This window comes from Achromobacter spanius, from assembly GCF_029637605.1.
Taxonomy (GTDB): domain Bacteria; phylum Pseudomonadota; class Gammaproteobacteria; order Burkholderiales; family Burkholderiaceae_B; genus Achromobacter; species Achromobacter spanius_E.
On sequence record NZ_CP121261.1, the window covers coordinates 5,169,759 to 5,191,474 of the forward strand.

At 62.0% G+C, this 21,716-nt stretch carries 19 protein-coding genes and 1 tRNA gene; 11 read left to right on the plus strand and 9 right to left on the minus strand.

Features of this window, described 5'->3' with window-relative positions; all coding sequences use genetic code 11:
* Positions 1–185: 185 nt before the first annotated feature.
* Complete coding sequence (gene glyA, locus P8T11_RS23035) at positions 186–1,436, plus strand: serine hydroxymethyltransferase (RefSeq protein WP_268079851.1); 1,251 nt, start codon at positions 186–188, stop codon at positions 1,434–1,436.
* 219 nt (positions 1,437–1,655) lie between these two features.
* Positions 1,656–2,135 (plus strand): transcriptional regulator NrdR, encoded by a 480-nt coding sequence (gene nrdR / locus P8T11_RS23040; protein WP_006217321.1) that lies wholly within the window; start codon positions 1,656–1,658, stop codon positions 2,133–2,135.
* A gap of 41 nt (positions 2,136–2,176) precedes the next feature.
* Here nrdR and P8T11_RS23045 read toward each other — a convergent pair whose 3' ends face one another.
* Together P8T11_RS23045 and P8T11_RS23050 are read right to left on the minus strand one after the other, a co-directional pair.
* The gene (locus P8T11_RS23045; protein ID WP_268079850.1) at positions 2,177–3,139 is read right to left on the minus strand and encodes a GlxA family transcriptional regulator; all 963 of its coding nucleotides are present in this window, start codon (positions 3,137–3,139) and stop codon (positions 2,177–2,179) included.
* A 17-nt stretch (positions 3,140–3,156) separates the two neighbouring features.
* Positions 3,157–3,720: a cysteine hydrolase family protein gene (locus P8T11_RS23050; protein WP_268079849.1), complete on the minus strand. Its 564-nt coding sequence runs from the start codon at positions 3,718–3,720 to the stop codon at positions 3,157–3,159.
* Between the two features lie 196 nt (positions 3,721–3,916).
* On the opposite strand from P8T11_RS23050, the gene ribD reads away from it, so the two are divergent.
* The 5 genes from ribD to P8T11_RS23075 all read left to right on the plus strand — a co-directional run bounded on the left by ribD (position 3,917) and on the right by P8T11_RS23075 (position 10,812).
* Positions 3,917–5,071: a bifunctional diaminohydroxyphosphoribosylaminopyrimidine deaminase/5-amino-6-(5-phosphoribosylamino)uracil reductase RibD gene (ribD, locus tag P8T11_RS23055; protein ID WP_268079848.1), complete on the plus strand. Its 1,155-nt coding sequence runs from the start codon at positions 3,917–3,919 to the stop codon at positions 5,069–5,071.
* Between the two features lie 770 nt (positions 5,072–5,841).
* Complete coding sequence (locus P8T11_RS23060; protein ID WP_418910319.1) at positions 5,842–7,758, plus strand: PrkA family serine protein kinase; 1,917 nt, start codon at positions 5,842–5,844, stop codon at positions 7,756–7,758.
* A gap of 12 nt (positions 7,759–7,770) precedes the next feature.
* Positions 7,771–9,030 carry a YeaH/YhbH family protein gene (locus P8T11_RS23065; RefSeq protein WP_268079846.1) on the plus strand — a complete coding sequence of 420 codons (1,260 nt, stop codon included), beginning with the start codon at positions 7,771–7,773 and terminating at the stop codon, positions 9,028–9,030.
* Positions 9,027–10,580: a SpoVR family protein gene (locus P8T11_RS23070; protein ID WP_268079845.1), complete on the plus strand. Its 1,554-nt coding sequence runs from the start codon at positions 9,027–9,029 to the stop codon at positions 10,578–10,580. The genes P8T11_RS23065 and P8T11_RS23070 overlap by 4 nt, the downstream gene beginning before the upstream one ends.
* Before the next feature lie 141 nt (positions 10,581–10,721).
* A tRNA-Ser gene (locus tag P8T11_RS23075) sits at positions 10,722–10,812 on the plus strand.
* A 116-nt stretch (positions 10,813–10,928) separates the two neighbouring features.
* Here the strand turns inward: P8T11_RS23075 and P8T11_RS23080 are convergent.
* The 3 genes from P8T11_RS23080 to P8T11_RS23090 form a co-directional block, all read right to left on the minus strand.
* Complete coding sequence (locus P8T11_RS23080) at positions 10,929–11,600, minus strand: DUF1120 domain-containing protein (protein ID WP_278072149.1); 672 nt, start codon at positions 11,598–11,600, stop codon at positions 10,929–10,931.
* 78 nt (positions 11,601–11,678) lie between these two features.
* Entirely contained in the window at positions 11,679–12,380 is a 702-nt protein-coding gene (locus P8T11_RS23085; RefSeq protein WP_268079843.1) for a DUF1120 domain-containing protein, read from the minus strand.
* Between the two features lie 178 nt (positions 12,381–12,558).
* Positions 12,559–13,278: a DUF1120 domain-containing protein gene (locus P8T11_RS23090; RefSeq protein WP_268079842.1), complete on the minus strand. Its 720-nt coding sequence runs from the start codon at positions 13,276–13,278 to the stop codon at positions 12,559–12,561.
* A gap of 204 nt (positions 13,279–13,482) precedes the next feature.
* Between P8T11_RS23090 and P8T11_RS23095 the strand changes: the two genes are divergently transcribed.
* Positions 13,483–14,148 (plus strand): response regulator transcription factor, encoded by a 666-nt coding sequence (locus P8T11_RS23095; RefSeq protein WP_278072179.1) that lies wholly within the window; start codon positions 13,483–13,485, stop codon positions 14,146–14,148.
* 39 nt (positions 14,149–14,187) lie between these two features.
* On the opposite strand, the gene P8T11_RS23100 is transcribed toward P8T11_RS23095, so the two are convergent.
* The 4 genes from P8T11_RS23100 to P8T11_RS23115 all read right to left on the minus strand — a co-directional run bounded on the left by P8T11_RS23100 (position 14,188) and on the right by P8T11_RS23115 (position 18,575).
* A complete protein-coding gene (locus tag P8T11_RS23100; protein WP_268079840.1) occupies positions 14,188–14,637 on the minus strand; it encodes a hypothetical protein in 450 nt (149 codons plus the stop codon).
* A 189-nt stretch (positions 14,638–14,826) separates the two neighbouring features.
* Positions 14,827–17,217, minus strand: a complete 2,391-nt coding sequence (locus P8T11_RS23105) for a fimbria/pilus outer membrane usher protein (RefSeq protein WP_268079839.1) — start codon at positions 17,215–17,217, stop codon at positions 14,827–14,829.
* Positions 17,218–17,449: 232 nt separating this feature from the next.
* The gene (locus P8T11_RS23110) at positions 17,450–18,154 is read right to left on the minus strand and encodes a fimbria/pilus chaperone family protein (protein ID WP_268079838.1); all 705 of its coding nucleotides are present in this window, start codon (positions 18,152–18,154) and stop codon (positions 17,450–17,452) included.
* A 190-nt stretch (positions 18,155–18,344) separates the two neighbouring features.
* Positions 18,345–18,575: a hypothetical protein gene (locus P8T11_RS23115; protein WP_268079837.1), complete on the minus strand. Its 231-nt coding sequence runs from the start codon at positions 18,573–18,575 to the stop codon at positions 18,345–18,347.
* 177 nt (positions 18,576–18,752) lie between these two features.
* Here P8T11_RS23115 and P8T11_RS23120 point away from each other — a divergent pair, with 177 nt between their 5' ends.
* From P8T11_RS23120 to P8T11_RS23130, 3 genes are all read left to right on the plus strand, one after another.
* Positions 18,753–19,727: an NUDIX hydrolase gene (locus P8T11_RS23120; protein WP_268079836.1), complete on the plus strand. Its 975-nt coding sequence runs from the start codon at positions 18,753–18,755 to the stop codon at positions 19,725–19,727.
* Positions 19,728–19,809: 82 nt separating this feature from the next.
* Positions 19,810–20,694: a carboxylating nicotinate-nucleotide diphosphorylase gene (gene nadC, locus P8T11_RS23125; protein WP_268079835.1), complete on the plus strand. Its 885-nt coding sequence runs from the start codon at positions 19,810–19,812 to the stop codon at positions 20,692–20,694.
* Positions 20,695–20,703: 9 nt separating this feature from the next.
* Positions 20,704–21,693: a tripartite tricarboxylate transporter substrate binding protein gene (locus P8T11_RS23130; RefSeq protein WP_268079834.1), complete on the plus strand. Its 990-nt coding sequence runs from the start codon at positions 20,704–20,706 to the stop codon at positions 21,691–21,693.
* Positions 21,694–21,716: the final 23 nt, after the last annotated feature.

The following is a 21,716-nucleotide window of genomic DNA, read 5'->3' on the forward strand; positions in this document are numbered from 1 at the left end:
ATTGAGAGCGGTTTTCGGGCGCCGCGCGATAGCGTGGTTTTCGTGCCCGTCGCGCGTTTTTTGCTCGCCTTCGGCGCATTTTGGCGGCAATTGACTCCGGCTGACGGGGTAAACTAAGCGAATTCTTCGGGTTTACCCACCCGACACTGCTTTCTCCTCTCTTACCGCCTCAGGAATCCCCCGTCATGTTTGACCGCAACCTCACCTTGTCCAAGGCTGACCCGGACGTTTGGGCCGCCATCCAGAAGGAAGACGTACGCCAAGAGCAGCACATCGAGCTGATCGCTTCGGAGAACTACGCCAGCCCGGCCGTCATGCAGGCCCAGGGCACGCAGCTTACGAACAAGTACGCCGAAGGCTACCCGGGCAAGCGTTACTACGGCGGTTGCGAGTACGTGGACGTGGTTGAACAACTGGCCATTGATCGCCTGAAGCAGATCTTTGGCGCCGAAGCCGCCAACGTGCAGCCCAACTCGGGTTCGCAGGCCAACCAGGGCGTGTACATGGCCGTGCTGAAGCCGGGTGACACCGTGTTGGGCATGAGCCTGGCCGAAGGCGGCCACCTGACGCACGGCGCGTCGGTCAACGCTTCGGGCAAGCTGTACAACTTCATCTCGTATGGCCTGGACGAAAACGAAGTCCTGAACTACGCGCAAGTCGAACAGCTGGCCAAGGAACACAAGCCCAAGCTGATCGTCGCGGGTGCATCTGCCTATGCCCTGCATATCGATTTCGAGCGCATGGCCCGCATCGCGCGCGAAAACGGCGCGCTGTTCATGGTCGACATCGCCCACTACGCGGGTCTGGTTGCCGGCGGCGCCTACCCCAATCCGGTTCCGCACGCCGACTTCGTCACGTCGACCACGCACAAGTCGCTGCGCGGCCCGCGCGGCGGCGTCATCATGATGAAGGCCGAACACGAAAAAATCATCAATTCGGCCATCTTCCCGGGCATTCAAGGCGGCCCGCTGATGCACGTCATCGCCGGCAAGGCCGTGGCGTTCAAGGAAGCCCTGGACCCCAGCTTCAAGGACTACGCGCAGCAAGTGGTCAAGAACGCCAAGGTCTTGGCGGATACGCTGGTCAAGCGTGGCCTGCGCATCGTCTCCGGTCGCACTGAAAGCCACGTCATGCTGGTTGACCTGCGCTCCAAGGGCATCACGGGCAAGGAAGCGGAAGCGGTGCTGGGCCAGGCCCACATCACGGTCAACAAGAACGCCATCCCGAACGATCCGGAAAAGCCCTTCGTGACCAGCGGCATCCGCCTGGGTACGCCCGCCATGACCACGCGCGGCTTCACCGAAGCCGAGGCCGAACTCACCGCCAACCTGATCGCCGACGTGCTGGACAATCCGCGCGACGAAGCCAACATCGCCGCCGTGCGCGCCCGCGTCAATGAACTGACCTCGCGCCTGCCTGTCTACAGCAAGCAATAAGTAGTCAGCGGCAAACCTTCGACGGGCTTCCCGCCGAAGGGCCAATAAAGAAAGGGACGGCCCCGCAAGGCGCCGTCCCTTTGCTTTCAGGGCGACGGGCGCTATCCTCGTTCCTAGCCGTGATGATATTGGGGACGAATTAACCCGTTTCGACGCTTCGCGGGGGAGCGTCGTTACAATATGCTCAAATTTTGCAATCCGTGCCTATAGGGAACACACATGCGGTGTCCATTTTGCGGCCATGCCGAAACGCAGGTTGTCGACAGCCGGGTCTCGGAAGAGGGTGATGCGATTCGTCGTCGCCGCCGTTGCCTGTCCTGTGACAAGCGCTTCACCACCTATGAACGGGTTGAGCTCGCCATGCCTTCCATCGTGAAGCGCAACGGCAGCCGCAGCGACTACGACCCCGTCAAGTTGCGCGCCAGCCTGAGCCTGGCGCTGCGCAAGCGCCCCGTCAGCACTGAAGACGTGGATGCCGCGGTTGCGCGTATCGAAGAGCAGTTGCTGGCCAGCGGGCTGCGTGAAGTGCCGTCTGAGCATATTGGCGAACTCGTCATGAACGAACTACGCAAGCTGGACAAGGTGGCTTACGTGCGCTTTGCGTCCGTCTATAAAAGCTTTGAAGACATCGGCGAATTCGTTGAAGCGATCCGCGAGATGCAAGGGCCGCTGCTGCCTGGCAAGCTGCGCAAAGAGTAAACGCTGTTCACGTGTAGGCGAATAACGGCGCTTCGGCGCCGTTATTGCATGGGGGCCGACCGCGCCAGGCTAGGTGTATTCGGCTGGAACTTGCGCCAAACCCGGCGCATGTGTTGCGCGGAGCCGAAACCGGACTTCTCCGCCACGCGCTCCAGGTCCAATCGCGTTTCGCGCAGCAGGTCGCGCGCCAGCGCCACCCGGATCTGATAGAGGTAGTCCATCGGCGTGCAGCCCGCGTGTTCGCGAAACAGACGCGTCAGGTGGCGCGGGCTGGTGTGCGCCTGATCCGCCAAGGATTGTGCGGACCAAGGCGCGGCGGGATTGCGGATGACCGCGTCCTGGACGCGATGCACGCCGGGATGCATGTGGCTGCGGTGCGCAAGCCACGGCGACAGCGTGGTGTCCGTGCCCGCGCGGCGCTGGTAGACGACCATGTCACGCGCCACTTCGCTGGCCACGCGCGGCCCGCAATGGCGCGCCACCATATGTAGCGCAAGGTCGATGCCCGCGGTGATGCCGGCGCTGCTGACCAAGTTGCCGTCTTCAACGAAGATGCGGTTGTCGTGCACGCGCGCACTGGGGTCGATGTCCGCCAATTGCGCAAGGCAGGAATGATGCGTGGTGCACTCGCGCTGGCGGGTCAGCCCGGCGGCTGCCGCGAACAGCGCGCCCGCGCACACCGTCATCAGCGTGAACTGGTCCGCGGGCTGGCGCAGGGCTAGCCAGTCGATGATGGCGCGCGCATCCGGCGAGTCCAGGCGCGTGTGTTTGCCCACGACGCCCGAAATAATCACAAGCGCGTTGGCGGGCAGGGCGGTCGGCAACGGCTGAATCCGCGCCAGATTCAAGCCCGGCAGGCCGCTTTCCACTTCCGCCGTCGGGCCGCAGAAGTGTTGTTCGAATGTCCCCGGGCATCGCTTTTCGGCGACACGGAACGCCTCGGCGGGGCCCGCCAGGTCCAGCAGGACGATGCCCCGCGTCAGGACGAAATACACGGGAATCATGGGTGACTCTGCCTGGCTCAACTGGCCAATGCGTCAGCCGCGTGGGTGATGCGGGCAAAGCGGCCGTTCAGTACCAGCTCGGTGTGGTCCCGGATTTCGGCCGGGGTGTAGTGCTTGCCCGACGGGCTTTGCATGGCGAAGGTCAGCGTGGCGTCCGTCGGGAACACCACTTTGAAGCCAGCGTCGCTGGCGTGGCGTGAGGTCGTTTCGCAGCACTGCTCGGTACGGATGCCGCTGACTATGATCCCGTCGATGCCGTTGTCGCGCAGCCAATCGTGTAGCGTCGCGCCGTTTGCGTCCTGTGCATACAGCGACGAATGCACGGTTTTGTGGAACACGGCTGCCGGGGAAATACGCAATTCTTCAAGCGTCCTGACGTGCCCCGAGGCCAGTGAAAATGGGTTGGCGGCATCGTCGGACGGGCTTTTGTGAAACACCTGAAGCACCGGAATTCCCTGGGCGCTGGCTGCATCGATCAAGCCCTGGATCTTTTCCAGAAATGCGGGGTACTCGGCTTCGTCCCAAAACGGACGGTGACGGAAGGACTCTTGTACGTCGATGACGATCAGTGCTTGCTTCATGTTCCGGGCTCCTGGTTTAGGAATTTAGAGGGGGTGAACGCATTCTGCGGGTAATTTCTGCCCCCGGCGAGATCGTCCCAAGCCACGTAACGGCCCAAAACGGACATGCACGTAAAAGGCGCGTTTGACGCCAGCATACCCCTTGCCAGTGGGCGGGGAACCACCGCGCGCCTGCGGCCGGACATACAATTCCGCCATGACGACCCCAAGCAATTCCGACGATATCTTCTGGATGCGGCGCGCCCTGGCGCAGGCCGAAAGCGTGCTCTACACCACCGCGCCCAATCCTCGCGTGGGTTGTGTGATCGTGCGAGACGGCCGTGTGCTGGGCGAGGGGGCAACTCAACCGCCTGGTGGCCCCCATGCCGAAATCCGCGCCTTGCTTGATGCGCAGGCGCGTAACGAGACAGTCGAGGGGGCCACCCTGTATGTCACGTTGGAGCCTTGCAGCCACTTCGGGCGCACGCCGCCTTGCGTGGATGCGGTGCTGGCGGCCAAGCCCGCGCGCGTGGTCGTGGCCATCGGCGATCCCAACCCGCTGGTCAACGGCCAGGGGCTTGCGCGCTTGCGCGCGGCTGGCATCGCGGTCACGACGGGTGTCTGCGTCGAACAAGCGCTGGCAATCAATGCCGGTTTCATCTCGCGAATGAGCCGTGGCCTGCCATGGGTATGGATGAAAATGGCCGCGTCCCTTGATGGTCGCAGCGCCTTGCATAACGGCATGTCCCAATGGATCACCGGCCCTGAAGCACGCGCCGACGGCCATCATTGGCGCGCGCGTAGTTGTGTGGTGCTGACCGGCATGGGCACTGTGCTGAAAGATGATCCGCTGCTTAACGTGCGCGAGGTTGAAACGCCGCGTCAGCCGCGAAGGGCGGTGGTGGACGGCCTGTTCGGCATTCCCGAAAGCGCCCGCCTGTTCGATGGTGGACCCGTTATCGTTTTCACTGCGCGCGAAGACGCTGCCAAAGCGGCGCGCCTGGCGGCCAAGAACGTGCAAGTCGTGGTCTTGCCGGGACCGACGCCAGGGCGCGTGGACCTTGTCGGCATGATGCAATGGTTCGCCCAGGCGCAGTTCAATGAGGTCCATGTCGAGGCCGGAGCGGGCTTGAGCGGCGCGCTGGTGGCCGCGGGTTGCGTGGATGAGTTGCTGTTGTATCTGGCGCCTGTGCTGCTTGGCGATGCGGCGGGCATGGTGCGCTTGCCGATGCTTGAGCATCTGGACGCCGCGCGGCGTTACGCATTCATCGATAGCGCACAAGTGGGCGCGGATTTGCGCCTGCGTGCGCGGGTGGAAGGCGCGTGGCGCACTCTGATGCAGCGCGTGGCGTTGCCGCCGATTGCGTCGTGAATACTGTGTGGCGGCGAGCAAGCCGCTGCTCCATTTCGCGCGTGCTAGCACTCAAGCTCAATGGCTGCTAATCGCGCGCGCAAGTCGTATTGGCGATGCTCTGCGTCGCGTTCAGCAAGGCAATTGAGGCAAGTTTGCGAGTGTTTGCACGCATGGTTTTCTTGCTGAAAACCCGCATTACGATTTTGATCATTACGCCAAATGAATTGCCACAAAAGCGTCAATTGGCTTTAGCATAGGCACATGACTTGGCGATTCGTGCATACGGCCATCACCGAACAGCGCTACACGCCCTCGTCACCACGGATTCCCGTGCCGCGATATCGGCGCTTTTCATAACCGAACCGGCATGCTGCTGAACGAAGCGCAACGCGCTCTTCAGAACGTTCGCCGCCATCGCATGGCGGACGCATCGGGCTACTGCCCGAATCATAAGAATCCACCGGGATATCGCTCATCCCTTCAATTCATTGCTGACCATTTCATGTGCAGTCGCACCACGCGTGTCTGCCATAGCAATATTCTGAAGACGAGCCAGTTAACTTATTCACGTAAGTTGCATTCCCTGACGGAACTTGTGTCCGATGGGTGCAGCCTAAACGGAAAGGGCCCGACCGTGCTTCATCGTTGTTGTGTGGCGAAAGCAACATAACAACTGGCCGAAAATGCTAATCGCGAGATTGTCTAGTAATGCGCAGGCACTGAGGCACAATGGGGACACGTAGGCGTAGTGAATTTTTCGCGTGTTGTAGGAGGTTTCCGTGCAAAACATCGTCGAAGGCTTCAAGTCGCAGTATGCAAGAGAGCAGGAGTCAGAGCTTTCTCTTGAGGAGTATCTGAACCTCGCCAAACGTGATCCCATGGCGTACGCCAGTCCCGCTGAGCGCATGCTGGCGGCAATCGGTGAACCCGAAGTCGTGGATACACGCAACGACCCACGTCTTTCCCGTTTGTTTTCCAACCGGACCATCCGGCGCTATCCGGCGTTTCAGGAGTTCTACGGCATGGAGGACGTGATCGGGCAGATCGTCGCGTTCTTCAAACACGCCGCGCAGGGGCTGGAAGAGCGCAAGCAAATCCTCTATCTGTTGGGCCCCGTGGGCGGCGGCAAGTCGTCCATCGCGGAGCGGCTGAAGGCCCTGATGGAAAGCTATCCCATCTATGCCCTGAAAGGCTCGCCCGTCAACGAATCTCCGCTTGGCCTGTTCCATCCGGAACGCTTTGGCGACACGCTTGAAAAGGAATACGGCATTCCGCGCCGCTACCTGACGGGCATCATGTCACCCTGGGCGGTCAAGCGCTTGAAAGAGTTTGATGGCGACATCTCGCAATTCCGCGTCGTGCGCCTGAACCCCTCGGTGCTGCGCCAGGTGGCCATCGCCAAGACCGAGCCGGGCGACGAAAACAACCAGGACATTTCCTCGCTGGTCGGCAAGGTTGATATCCGCAAGCTCGACCGCCATTCACAAGACGACCCGGATGCCTACAGCTATTCCGGTGGCCTGTGCCTGGCGAATCAGGGCTTGCTGGAATTCGTCGAGATGTTCAAGGCCCCGATCAAGATGCTGCATCCCCTGCTGACGGCCACGCAGGAAGGCAACTTCAAGGGCACCGAAGGCTTCTCCGCGATCCCCTTCAACGGCACGATCCTGGCCCACTCGAACGAGTCCGAATGGCAGACCTTCCGCAACAACAAGCACAACGAAGCGTTCCTTGACCGTATCTATATCGTCAAGGTGCCTTACTGCTTGCAGGTGTCCGAGGAAGTTCGCATCTACGAAAAGCTGCTGCATCACAGCTCGTTGTCGGCCGCCCCGTGCGCGCCGGGAACGCTGGACATGATGGCGCAGTTCTCGGTGCTGACCCGACTGAAAGAACCCGAGAACTCCAGCATCTATTCGAAGCTGCGCGTCTATGACGGTGAAAGCCTGAAGGATGTGGACCCGAAGGCCAAGGCCTTGCAGGAATACAAGGACTACGCCGGCACGGACGAAGGCATGAACGGGGTGTCCACGCGATTCGCGTACAAGATCCTGTCCAGCGTCTTCAACTACGACCAAACGGAAGTGGCCGCGAACCCGGTGCATTTGATGTACGTGCTGGAACAACGGATCGGCCGCGAAGACTATCCGGAAGAGATCCGCCGGCGCTATCTTGAGTTCATCAAGGGCTTTCTGGCGCCGCGTTATGCGGAATTCATCGGCAAGGAAATTCAGACCGCCTATCTGGAATCGTATTCGGAGTACGGCCAGAACATCTTTGACCGCTACGTCACGTTTGCCGATTGCTGGATTCAGGACGAAGAGTTCCGCGATCCGGAAACGGGCGAAAGCTTCGATCGCAGCGCGTTGAACGACGAGCTGGAAAAGATTGAAAAGCCGGCTGGAATTGCGAACCCGAAGGACTTCCGCAACGAGATCGTGAACTTCGTGCTGCGGGCGCGTGCCAATAACAACGGCCGCAACCCGAACTGGACCAGCTATGAAAAGCTGCGCGAAGTGATCGAGAAGAAGATGTTCTCGAACACGGAAGATCTGCTGCCGGTGATTTCGTTCAACGCCAAGGCTTCGGCCGAGGACAAGTCGAAACACCAGAGCTTCGTGGATCGCATGGTGGAAAAGGGCTACACGGAAAAGCAGGTCAGGCTGCTGTGCGAGTGGTACCTCCGAGTGAGGAAGTCTTCCTGAGCGAGGTGAATCATGAATTCACTGATCGATCGCCGTCTTAACGGGCGCAATAAAAGCGCCGTCAACCGCGAGCGTTTTTTGCGGCGCTACAAGGACCAGATCCGCAAGGCGGTTCACGGGATGATCCGTGACCGCTCCATTCAGGATATGGATCAAGGCGGAGAGATCAACCTGCCCGCCCGGGATATTTCCGAGCCTACGTTCCGGCACGGCTCGGGCGGTGACCGCGAGATGGTGCACCCTGGCAATCGCGAATTTGCCAAGGGCGACACCATCGACCGGCCGCAGGGCGGCCAAGGCGAGGGCGGGTCCGACCCGGGTGAAGGGGAATCGGTAGATCAATTCACCTTCAGCCTGTCGCGGGCCGAGTTCCTTAACCTGTTCTTCGAGGATCTGGAACTGCCGCATCTGGCGCGCAACCAGTTGGGTGAAGTCAGCCAGAAAAAATGGCAGCGTGCCGGTTACACCACGACCGGCTCGCCCAGCATGTTGAGCATCAGCCGCACGCTCAAGTCATCGTTGGCGCGGCGTGTTGCGCTGAACGTGAAAGCGCGCGCCGATCTTGAAGACGCTGAAAAGGCCTTGGCCGATGCGCGGGCGGCGGGCGCGCCTGCCGCAACCATCCGCACGCTGGAGCAGGACGTCGAGGACTGCCGCGAGCGCCTTGCCCGCGTGCCGTTCCTGGACGACCTGGACCTGCGCTATCGCAATCGGGTGTCGGTGGCCATTCCGATGGCGCGCGCGGTCATGTTCTGCCTGATGGACGTGTCGGGGTCCATGGACGAAGGCAAGAAGGACCTGGCCAAGCGCTTCTTTACGCTGCTGTACCTGTTCCTGTCTCGCAAGTACGAGCACGTGGACCTGGTCTTCATCCGTCATACGGACAACGCCGAGGAAGTGGACGAGCAAACGTTCTTCTACGACCCCAAGAGCGGTGGCACCATCGTGCTGTCCGCGCTGGAGCTGATGCGCGAGATTCTGGAGAAGCGCTATCCGCCCTCGGGGTGGAACGTGTATGCGGCGCAAGCCAGCGACGGCGATTCGTTCGGCGCCGACGCGGGCAAGAGCGCGCGCTTTCTGGCGGAGCATCTGCTGCCGTCGACACGGTATTTCGCCTATATCGAAATTCCCGACTCGCAAGAGGCTCGCAAGAGCAGCCTGTGGGCCGAGTATGAACAGAAGCTGGAGCCGCATTTCGTCATGCGGCGCATCTGCGATCGCGGCGAGATCTTTCCCGTGTTCCATGACCTGTTCAAGAAGGAAACCGCATGAATGCCATCGTGGGTGCTCTCGTGGAGCCGGATACGGCCGGCGGCGCTCGGCCGATATCCCAAGGCTCAGAATGGACGTTCGAACTGATCCAGTCCTATGACGACGCGATCTCCAAGGTCGCGGCCGAGTACGGCCTGGACACGTATCCGAACCAGATCGAGGTGATTACCTCGGAACAGATGCTGGATGCTTATGCGTCGGCCGGGCTGCCTATCGGCTATCCGCACTGGTCATACGGCAAGGAATTCATCCGCAACGAGCAATACTACCGGCGCGGCATGCAGGGCCTGGCGTACGAGATCGTCATCAATTCCAACCCGTGCATCTCTTATCTCATGGAAGAAAACTCCATGACGATGCAGGCGCTGGTGATTGCGCATGCGTGCTATGGGCATAACTCGTTTTTCAAGGGCAACTACCTGTTCCGGCAATGGACCGACGCCGATGGGGTGCTGGACTACCTGGTATTCGCGCGCAAGTATGTGATGTCGTGCGAAGACCGCTACGGCATCGACGCGGTGGAATCGCTGCTGGATTCCTGCCATGCGCTGTCGCACCACGGGGTGGACCGCTACAAGCGGCCCGCGCCGATGTCATTCAAGGAAGAGGCCGCGCGTCAGGCCGAGCGCAAGGAACACGCGCGTCTGCAATACAACGACTTGTGGCGCACGTTGCCGCGCCTGGAAGCCGACAAGGACACGCGCACTGATGCGCCGGTGTTTCCGCCGGAACCCGAAGAGAACCTGCTGTACTTCATTGAGAAGTACTCGCCCAAGCTGGCTCCGTGGCAGAAAGAGCTGGTGCGCATCGTGCGCAAGATTGCCCAGTACTTTTACCCGCAGACCCAGACCAAGGTCATGAACGAAGGGTGGGCCACGTTCTGGCACTACACCATCCTGAACCGCTTGCATGAAAAAGGGCTGGTCAACGACGGCTTCATGATGGAGTTCCTGCAAAGCCATACCAACGTTGTCAGCCAACGCGGCTTTGACGAACGCGGCTATGGCGGCATCAACCCGTATGCGCTGGGCTTTGCGATGATGACGGACATCCGCCGGATCTGCGAAGCGCCCACGCCTGAAGACCGAAAGTGGTTTCCCGATATTGCGGGCGGCGATTGGCAGAAGACGCTGGACTTCGCCATGCGCAACTTCAAGGACGAGTCCTTCATCTCGCAGTACCTGTCCCCGCGGCTGATCCGCGAGTTCCGCTTGTTTGCGATCTCGGACCATCAGTCGAACCCGAAGCTGGAAGTGGCCGCCATCCACAACGACGAGGGCTACCGCGACATTCGCCGCCTGCTGGCCGCGCAGCACAACCGCGACAACCAGGTGCCGGACATCCAGGTGGTGCGTTTCAATCGCGATTCGGACCGTTCATTGGTGCTGCGGCATTTGAAGAGCCGTGGCCGCCCCTTGGCGGGCGAGGATGCCGAGCAGGTCATGAAGCATCTGGCGCGCCTGTGGGGCTTCAGGGTCAGGCTGGAAGAAACCGAGCCGGACGGCACGGTCAGTTCTTACCGCGAGCAGGAACCCCCAGCTCCGCACTAAAGGATAGAAGGGGAGCACACTGAGCAACGCCGCTCGGTGCGTCCCTCTTTCTTGCACGGCTTGCTGCGCTGCGCCGAAACCTGCTAGAATCGCGGATTCGCAATTTTCGTAGTGACTTTTTGCCTACGAAAATACCGATTAGGACAGGTGGCCGAGCGGTTGAAGGCGCACGCCTGGAAAGCGTGTATACGTCAAAAGCGTATCGGGGGTTCGAATCCCCCTCTGTCCGCCAAGAACTCTGATGGCAATCGCCATCCAAGCTATACCGGACCCGGTACAGATGAAATACATAAGGCCCTCGACTTCAATGAAGCCGAGGGCCTTTTTGTATTGCAACCTGCTGCGCGGCTACAGGTAGCGCAACGTGAACGTCACCGAACCATCCAGTGGAATTTCCTTGGACGTTGGCAAGGCAGCGGTTCCGTTCAACACGGGTGTCACGGCCAAGCTGACGGACGCAGTCGTGATGGGAGTGGCGGTGGCATCTTTGCCGAACGAGTATTCGTCCGCCGGATTCACGTTGATGGTGTCCATGCCCGATTGAACAGGCCAGCTTGCGCTGCCGCTGGGACGGGAAAGAACCACGGACGTACTGTTGAACGGCGGGATGCCGTCAACCACCGTGGCCTCGGGGCGCACCAACAGCACGACGGCACCGATCTTGACATCGTCGATACGGCCCAATCCCCAAGCGTGAGGCGCGCCGTTCTGCGGGTTTTGATAGGGCCATGGCATGCCGTCGGCGATGGCTTCCTGATGTGTGATGGCAGTGTCCGGACGGTTCTCGTGAACCGTGAAAGAGACGCGTGTCGGGCTGCCGCACGCGATCTCCATGCGTGGACGCTGTTCGGGCAGCAGCGTTCCGTTGCGGTTCAGCGACTGAAAAGGCAGGGTGCCGAAGTCGACGGCGCTTCCACTACCAAAGCCCATGCTGCAGGCTGGCGGGGTGAGTTGGCCGCCGATGAGCAGATCGGCTTGATTGGTGCCTGCATGCGTGGTGCAAGCGGCGGCCAGAGTCAAGCCGGCGCAAAGGCGTGGCAGGGTTTTCATCATGTGAGCGAAGAGAGTCAAATTCGAGCGGATGCCATTGGAACGTGGTTACAGGTAACGCAACGTGAACGTGATCGAGCCGTCCAACGGAATTTCGTTCGCTGCGGGCAAGGTTGACGGTTGGCCGATCATGGGGGAGAGTCCGACCGCCAACTGCGCGTTCGTAATCGGTACGGCGGGGCCGCCCGTCGGGCCGAACGAGTATTCAAGATCGGGGCTGAGGTTGACTGAATAGTGCGATGACCCTATCGACCAGATATTGCTTCCCGTGGGGCGCGCAAGGATCTTTTGCACCCCCGCTTCGGTCAGGAGCGCTCCGTCGACCATGGTGCTGGCGGGAATAATCAGCGCGATCAATGCGCCCGTCTTGATCTGTTTGCCGTCTGCAAAGCCCAACCCCCAGGAATACTTGGTGCCGTTCTGCGGGTTTTGGTATGGCCAGTTGAGATTGGGCGCTTCCTGAAGCGTGATGCCCGAGCCTGCCCGGTTGTCCAGCGCGACAACGCTGACGCGCGTGGGGGTGCCGCAATCGATCTGCAGGAGGGTGTCTTTGCTGCCGAGTTTCGTGCCGTTGTTGTCCAAGGCGTTAAATGCGATGGCGTCGAAGTCGAGCGTTGCATTACCGTCAAAATGGGCGTTGCATGCCGGTGGTGTGAGCTTGCCCGTCACGGTGAGATTGCTATTGCCGGCAGCGTGCGATGTGGCAGCCAACGTGACCAACGCCACGCCGACAAAGAATTGGTTTTTCATGATTAGCTTTCCTGATGTCAACAAATGCCGTCCTCGGAGGGCAATGAACCACCTGACCCGACTTTGCGCACATGCAGCGGGGCCGAGCGACCTTGTGGAGCCGCACGGTCGAATGCTGCATTTGTCTTGGGGATATTCGATTGCAGGAGGGCGCCACAGCGCGCCCTCCGCGCTACCGTTACAGGTAAACGAGCGAGATCGTGGCGCTGCCGTCCAGCGGGATGGCGGCGGTCGTGGGGAGTTCGCTGGCGCGGTTGATCGTGGGCATTACGGTCAGCGAACCGGCTACCGCCGTGACCGGTACCGGCGTGGCGTTGGCGCCCGGGGAGCCCAGGAAGAATGAGTAGGTGAAATTCGGGCTGATGAACTGCCGCAATACGGCTTCGGCGGACCAGGTGCGCTTGTCCGCGCTGTAGAGCACGGTAGCCTTGCTGCCGTTGGCTTGGACGTCGCCTTCCTTGAAGCCGAACATGTAGCCGCCGATGGGAATCTGCGTGTCGTTGGCGCCAGCGACGGAGCCGAGCCCAAAGATGTAGGCGTCGGTGATGTTGGAGCTGATGGAGCCCCAGGCGTTGATGTTCAACGAGGCTTTCAGAACTTTGCTGCTGGCGCGGTTGTCTACCACGTGCAGGCCGACGCGCGTGGCGCCGTCGCAAGTGATGTTCAGGCCAACCGTTTTTTCGGTCAGCTTGGTGCCGTCGACGTTGAGCGAATTGAATGCGCGGTCGCCGAAATCAAGCACGCCGTTGCCGGCCAGGGAAAGGTCGCAGGACGGGGGCGTGATGCGACCGGTGATCTTGAGTTCAGCTGAGGGAGCCGCTTGGGCGGATGCGGCGATCAAAAAGCTTGCGGCCAAGAGGTAGCGCAGGGTGGGCAGGGGGCGTACCGAGTAATTCATGACTATCCAGTTTCTGGTGGGACAAAGGAATCACTCTAGGAAACGGATGACTTTTGGGATATAGGCATGCGCCTAATCTTCATTACGGTTGCGTAAACAGCTGCGTTACTATTTGTCCACGTTGGTTTTTCGTTCAACGAGAAACAGTGGAAAATCTGGGCTCTACCGGGGAATTCCATATTGTCAGCATCCAATTTTCGTCCGTTGCGCATCGCGATCCTGGATGACCATCCGGTGGTACGGGCAGGCATGTCTGCGTACTTGTCGCAAAACCGCGACATTGTTGTCATCGGCGAGTACGAAACCAGCCGGGACCTGATCCAGGCGCTTGCGAACCAGACCGCCGACGTCTTGTTGATCGATTACTCGTTGGGCCCCGCCGAGGTCGACGGCATCTCGCTGATCAAAACGCTGCGTATCAAGTTTCCCGACGCGCGCATCCTGGTGTTCTCCGCGCTTTATGACCCCGCCACTGTTGCGCTGGCCTTGCGATCCGGCGCGCACGGTTTCGTGGGCAAGGGCGGACGCGAAGAGGAAATCGTGCTGGCGGTGCGCAAGGTTGCCGCGGGAGGCACGTATTGCGATGCGCAGATGACGTACTTGTTGTCCGGTGCAAGCACCGAGCAGACTGAACCGCCACCAGGCGATCCCGCCTTGCTGCCGTCGGCATGTGGCGTGCTGGATGGCGCGTCGCTGTCGGACCGCGAGCGCGAGGTGATTCGTTGCCTGCTGGCTGGGATGACAATCTCTGACATTGCCGTCAAATTCGGGCGCAGCCCAAAAACCATCAGCGCGCAGAAGGGCACCGCTTATCGCAAGCTGGGCGTGACGACGGACAACGGCCTGTTCAAGCTGTGCGGGCTCTTGTAGAGCCGCTTTGCAACGGTGAGCCGCAGCGCGGCCGAGCCTTCAAGGATCCAGCAATTCAAACTGCAGCGTGGCGGACCATTGCGTCTGGTCGGTGACGCGAACGTCGGCATCGGCCACTTGAGGTTGCAACACGATTTGAGCGGTAATGCTGCGCGCGGCTCGGCCCTGTTCCAGCGCTATCGTGTCGCCGGGCTGCATGGCGATCTGGGTCTGTGGGCCATGAGGCGAATTCGGATTGAAGACCCGGGTCGCCACGCCGTCAACCGTGACGTGGCCAAGCTCGACCTGCACGGCGCCGGCTCCCGCGAATTTCGCAGCCCCATCGTGGCGCGCGGGCGCGTTCAGGCGCAAGACAATAGGACGCGCGCTTGGGCAGTTGATGGTCAACGGCACAGAGCGGCGCTCAAGTTGATAGCGACGACTTGCGTCCAGTGTCAGTTGCCCAGCTGTGAAGCTGCCGTAATCCACGGTGGCCAGCCCAAATGCCATGACGCACCCGGCCATCGGCATCGCAGGCGCCGGGCGCGCCATGGGTGGCGATGGCTGCGCCACAGCCTGGAGCGTCCAGCTACCTGCAAGCAGCAACGTGGCTGCCGCCAAAGCGGCCCGAGCGCGCGGGAGGATGCAGGGCCTTGTAAGAATCATGGTGTGGTCCTATGCGGGTTGGGGCGGGTTCGTCTATGGGCGGCACGTGGCTAGCGCGCGTTCGTACAGCGCGTCCAGGTTCGGCGCGGAGGGAAGGTCAAAGTCGAGCGTGCAGGCCGCGTCGTCCGTTGGTGCAACGCTGTATGGCGCGCCGTCCGCCTGCAAATCAGGTAGGAATATCTGGCCGCCGCTCGCCACCAGCGTAATGAAGGCCCCTTTCGCATCCAGCACGGCAGCGCCCTTGGGCACGGGTGAGCCATCGGCGTAGGTGGCGGTCAGCAAGGCGCGGCGGACCGTGACAACGGCGAAGTCAACCGCTGAAACCGAGCCGCGCGCGGGCTCCAGGCTGTAGCGGCCGTTGATCAAATCCACATTGCGCGCCAATGATGTCGTGGCCACCTGGATCTGCCCGTTGCGATAGGCGGGCAGTGATGGAATGACGGCGCGGCCCCACGGGTCAGTCCACACGCTGCCGGCAGGCGTGCTCAAACGCACGCCGGACAGGCCGCCCACGGACGCGATGGCGAATGTGTCCTGTACCCGGTAGGGCGAAAAGCTCAGGCCTTGCGCGTGCCCGACGAGCCCGCCGCGCATGCGCACGGAATGGCTGTATCCACCGGTGAAGCTGCTTGCCGCGACGTTCAGCTGTGTATAGGCGGAATTCATGCCGACCGAGCCTGAATAGCTGGTCTGGCCTTGGGAACTGGTGGTGGCCCCCAGCGCGTAGCTGCTCCCCTCGCCGATGGACGCGCTGGTGTTAACGCCGTAGCTCGTGCCATTGTCCTGCCGCTGCATGGATGCGCTGACGCTTTGCTTGCCCAAGGGCAGGCTGACGTTCAGGTACATCAGGCTGCCCTGGGTGCGATGGCTGGAACCCATGTCTCGTTCGAACGACACCGACAGGCTGGCGCGACTGAAGCTCTTGCCCCAGCTCAATATGCCGCGTCGCGACGCGTTGCCGCGGGTGTTCAGGGATTCGCTGTAATTGGCGCTGAAGCCGCCCAGCGTCGATCCACTCCAGCCAAGCCCGGCGCTTATCTGCTGCTTGATGCGGTATTCGTGATGGGGCGGGTAAAGGTGCGCCTCGTCCTGCCGCCTGTGCCGTGGCCGTGTGCCGCTGCTGTCGAGCACGTCGCTGTAGCCATCCGTGCGTCGCAGGAAAGAGATGTTCGAAGACACACCCGGCAGCAACTGGGCAGAGGCCGACACGATGTGCTGCGCGCCGCTGCGCTCCGTACGCGAGTTTTGCGAATACGTGCTCTGCATGCCAGCCTGGATGCTGCCGGGCAGCACCATGTCGGAGCGTCCGCTGATGGCGCGATAGTCCTGGGTGAGCAGGGCGCCGGCCGCGATATTGGCGCGTTTGCCCAGTGGGATGCCGTACTCCGCTGCCGCGACCGGCCTGGTGTTGGCGTCGGTGGTGCCGGTCTGTCGCAGCATGCCAAGGCCGCCGCTGAAGCCAGCGGCCGCGCCCACGCGGTCTACCTGCAGCGCTGCCGCAGGGACGTAGAACACGCGCTCTTCGCCCGACGCTTCGTGAATCACAACCTTGATGTCTTGAGTCAGCGAGCGCGGCTGCACGTCGGTCATGGTGAAGGGGCCAGGGGGAACGATGAGGGACGCCAACGGTATGCCGTTCTGCCAGACCTCCACGCGTGCCTGCGTATGCGCGATTCCGCTGATGGGCGGGCCTTCATGCTGATGGCTTTGCAAGGCGGTTTCGGGGAAGAGTTGAAGCCCCGTGACCGGCACGCCGCCAAACAGCGTGCCCTGCAGATTGATCTGCCCCGCCTGGAAAGTCGTCCCCCATGCGGGCAGCGTGCGTTGCGCATAGGCATCGATATGGTTCCACGTCGACGTTCCGCCGATGTTGGAATAGGTGCTATTGCTGCGCAGGATCCAATCGTTCGCGTTCAGGCCCAGTTCGGTATAGGCCTGCAGGTAATTGCTTTTTCCGCCGATATAACGCGTCTGGTTTGAGAGCACGTCGTAGTTCAGGATGACGGCACGTCCGCCCGATTGATACGTCGTCGCGCCTGCCACTCTGTTCATTGCGCCAGGCGGCGCCACGATTTCGACGGTCATGCGTTCTGGCTGCAGCGAGATCGTGGTCGTGGGCCATGCTTGCAGAAACGCGTCAGGACAGACAGGCGCGTCGTTGCCTTGCGACACGGGCACTTTCAGCTCTGCCTGTGTCAGCAGCGCATTGGTCAGACAGAGCTTGCCGTCGGTATCGAAAGTGGCTTGTGTGCGCCCCACGTTGCGGCCATTGACGGTAAGGTGCACCGTTTGATGGCCGGGCAGGAATTGCGGGCCGTTCTGAAAATGTGACGCGATGGCGGGATTCAGTCCACGGCTTTTCAGGATTTCAAGGTCAAAGCCGCCGGCGCCGGATTGCGCATAGGCAGACCAGTGCAGGCACAACAGTAGGCTCGCGGTGGCCAGGGTGCGACCACGAGCGTTGCGTAAGCAGAGACAGAACATGAAAGCCATGATTGGTCTTGGCGCAATACCGTTGCGGCCCCGGGGGCCGGGGCCGTTCGCGTGTAGCCAAGCGTGTTGGTGCCGAGGTCGGGCAGCCCGGGCGTGGCCGCCCAGTGGGGCCGCCGAGGTGGGGCCGCCGAGGTGGGGCCGCCGAGGCCAGGCCGAGATACGGTCAGTGCTTGATCGGTGCGTCGAACGACGACACTTGATAGCCGTAAACGCTGGCGGGGTAGAGACGCACGGTGCTCTGCCCTTGCAGCGGGGCGCCCGTGGTGGCGAGTTGCAGCGTTTCGCCGGGCAAGACATAGGTTTTGGGTAGGGTCAGCGCCTGATTCGAGGGCTGAGCATGGACCTGCTGGTCCATCCGTACGATGTAGGGGCTGGGATTGTGCACGGTCAGTGTGCCGTCACGAACTTCCCACTGAAGCTTGCGCCAGGGGGCGTTATCGTTCGGCACCCCCTTGGGGAGCGCGATCAGGGGGAGGTCTTGGCGTATGGTCAGGCGCAGTTTGTTGCCTTGCTCGCCAGATTGCGGAATGCCTTCGAACACGGCGCGCTTCATGCGTTGCGTGTCCAGGGGTTTGTCGCTGGTCAGCAGAAACCGGACCAATTGCGTTTTGCCGGGGGCCAGCACGGCGGCGGGCGGCGACACCGTGACCCAATCGTCCTGGTCTTCCTGGATGTTTTCAATGATGGACACCAAGAGCACGGGTTCGTCACCCGTATTCTTGATGCCGATGGTGCCTTCGCCGGTATTTTCGTGCACGAGCACGACCGACGTTTCAGGCTGGATGCCCATTGCAAGGGCTTGGCTGGTGGGGAACAGGAGGGCGAATAGAGATGCCGCGACGATGCGCGGAAAGGAATTTTTGAACATGGGGGGATATCGCTAAGGCATCGGCCCAAAGGGCCTTGAAAGCGTAGCAGTGTAGAAACGGGTGGCCCCCGCTTGATATAGGCGAGCGCCTATTTCCCGTGTTCAAGTGCAGCGGGCCGAACCGTTGCCGGTCCGGCCCGCACGCTAACCGTGTCGATGCGGCTAGCGCATCATCGCTCGTGGCGCTGCGTCAGGTTTTGCGGTTCTCGTAGGACGTATCCAGCACATCGTCCTCGGGCGTGATGACGCCGGGTTCTCCGGGTTGCGCAATGGCGCGTCCGTCGCGTGGCATGCCAGCTACTTGCTTGCTTTGATCCGGCATCGGTAGCGTTTCCGTGCCTTTGCGCGGGTCGGTGGGCGGGCGTGGGTCGACGGCCTTGGCGTCGGCCGGGGCTTGGGGGTCGGGGGCAGTTTTCAACATGGCTCTTGCTCCGCTTGCGGGCGTCCCAGGATGGCGACGCGCCTGAGTACCTGCGGTTTATCTTAGACCTTGCGCGCGCCCTCGCGGCCATCCAGCCTGTCACGTTTGCAAGGGGCTGTTGCAGCATCGGAACCTTATAATTCCGGCTCCTCGCCGATAAGCGGCCAGGCCTGTGCAATGCGCTGGCTCACCTCTTTGCCTACCCCTTCGCGACCTCTATCCTTGACCGAATCCGTCGAACGCTCTGTCCATACCGAACTCGTCGCCGTGCTGGTGGCCGTGACCAACGGCGAACCGCGCGTGTTGACCACGGATGACGCGCGCGCCTTGCCGGCTGGGCCGTTCGAATTGTCGCATCGTTCGTTGCAAGCCGGCCTGCGCGCCTGGGTGGAGACGCAGACGCATCATCCCTTGGGCTATGTGGAACAGCTCTACACCTTTGCCGACGGCGACCGTTCCGACGAATCCGGCGCGCGCGTCATGTCGGTCAGCTACCTGGGCCTGACGCGCGAAGCCGGCGAAACCGGCGTGGCGCAGGTCGGCTGGCAAGACTGGTACCGCTATTTCCCGTGGGAAGACCGGCGTGCCGGCGCGCCCGCGCTGGTCGAGGATTTGATCGTGCCGTGGTTGGCGCAATGGTGCGAGGCCAGCGCCGACCCGGCCGTGCGCACACGCCGCCGGCAGCGTGCCGCCATCACGTTCGGTCTGGACGGCGCGGCATGGAATGAAGATATGGTGTTGCAGCGCTACGAGCTTCTGTTCGAGGCGGGGGCCGTGCCCGAGGCCGTGCGGCGCGGGGGCGGCAAGGCCGTGTTGCCCGGTGAGCCGATGCGCCACGATCACCGCCGCATTCTGGCCACCGGCATTGCGCGCTTGCGTGCCAAGATCAAGTACCGCCCCGTGGTGTTTGAATTGATGCCGGCCCAGTTCACCTTGCTACAACTGCAGTTGGCCGTCGAGGCCTTGGCGGGAAGGGCATTGCACAAGCAGAATTTCCGTCGCCTGATCGAGCAACAGGCACTGGTAGAAGAAACGGGCGAGATGGCGACGGGTACGGCGGGCCGGCCAGCCAAGCTGTTCCGTTTCCGGCGCGACGTGCTGCTGGAACGCGCCATTGCCGGCAGCAAATTGCCTTTGTCCCGGACCTTGTGACGCTTGACAAGGCTTATGCTCGTATTTAGCATAACTAGTGCGCAATCTCTGCGCGCCTTTTTTTAACTCACAAATACTCAAAATGAGCATTAAAGCCGAAGTGCCTTCGAATGCCTTTCGCCTGACTGTCCCGCCTCTGCCGGACGTCATGCTCTTGCCGCTGGTTCAAGCTGCCTTGCTTGAAGATCTGGGCCGGGCCGGCGACTTGACCACCGATGCCATCGTGCCGGCCGACGCCGTCGCGGAAACCCGGCTGGTGTCACGCCAAGAGGGCGTGTTGGCCGGTTTGGACCTGGCTCGCCTGGCATTTCAAACCATGGATCCGGGGATCCGCTTCAGCGCATCGCTGCGCGACGGCGCTGACCTGTCACCCGGCACCGAGATTGCGCGCTTGCATGGCAATGCCAGGGCGATGTTGACCGCGGAGCGGGTGGCGCTGAACTTCCTGTGCCACCTGAGCGGAGTGGCCAGCGCCACGGCGTCAATTGCGCGAGCCATTTCCGGCTACGGCGCGCGCGTTACCTGCACCCGCAAGACCCTGCCGGGCTTGCGCGCCGTGCAAAAGTACGCGGTGCGCGTGGGCGGGGGCAGCAACCATCGCTTCGGGCTGGATGACGCCGTGCTCATCAAAGACAACCACATTGCGCTGGCCGGCGGCGTCGCCAACGCCGTGCAGCGCGCGCGGGCGGGCGTGGGCCACATGGTCAAGATCGAGCTGGAGGTGGACACGCTGGCACAACTGGAAGTGGCGCTGTCGCTAGGCGTGGACGTGGTGTTGCTGGACAACATGAGCCTGGATGAGCTGCGCCGCGCCGTCGACATGGCGCGTGGCCGGGCGGTTACCGAAGCCTCGGGCCGCATCACGCCCGAAACTGCCGCCGCCGTGGCCGCCACCGGCGTGGACCAGATTGCCGTCGGCTGGTTGACCCACAGCGCCAAGGTGCTGGACATCGGCCTGGACGCCTGAGAGCCTGATATGAAAAACCTGCTTCGACTTTGCCTTGCGTTGTGCGCCGTTCTTCCGCTGGCGTCCTGCGGTAATTCACCCTCGGGCGATGCGGCGACTGACGCCTCCTACCCTGCGCACCCCATCACGATCGTGGTGACGTTTCCGCCCGGCGGGGGCACGGATTTGCTGGCGCGTCGCATCGGCGCCAGCCTGCAAGAGCAACTGGGCCAGCCGGTGATCGTCGAGAACCGACCCGGCGCTAGCGGCAATATCGGCGCACGCATCGTGGCCGAGGCGCCGCCGGACGGCTACACCGTACTGATGGTGAACAGTTCATTCGCCATCAATCCCGGGGTCTATCGGAACCTGGATTTTTCGCCGAAGCAGGACTTTGCCGCCGTGATCAATGTGGCGTTCGTACCGTCCGTCTTCGTGGTGCCGGCCGCATCGCCGCTGCAAACCTTGGGCGATGCGCTGGCCGTGGCCGTGCCAGGCAAACCCTTGCCGTTCGCATCGTGCGGCAACGGCACGCCGCAACACCTGGCGGGGGAAATGCTGGCGCGATCCAGCGGCGCGGTGCTGCAGCAAGTGCCTTACAAGGGATGTGGCCCCGCGCTGAAAGACGTGACGGCCGGCCAGGTGGCGATGGGTATCGTGACGGCGTCCAGCGCGGCGCCCCTGATTGCCGCGGGCAAGCTGCGCGCGCTGGCGGTGACGTCTCCAGCGCGTTCTCCGTTGATGCCCACCGTGCCCACGGTCGCCGAGCAAGGCATTGCGGGCTACGCGTTGGACCAGTGGCATGGTTTGCTGGCGCCTGCCGCCACGCCGCGAGCGGTGGTCGACAAGCTGAACGCCGCCGTGACGAAGATCGTGCGGCGGCCCGAGATGCAAGCCGCGCTGCGTGAACAGGGTTTCACGCCCGCCAGCAGCACGCCCAAAGAGTTTCAGTCGATGATCAACGCCGACATCGACCGCTATACGGCATTGACGGCATCGATCGGCTTGCGCGCGGATTGAACAACCGTTGGGGGAGATGGCGT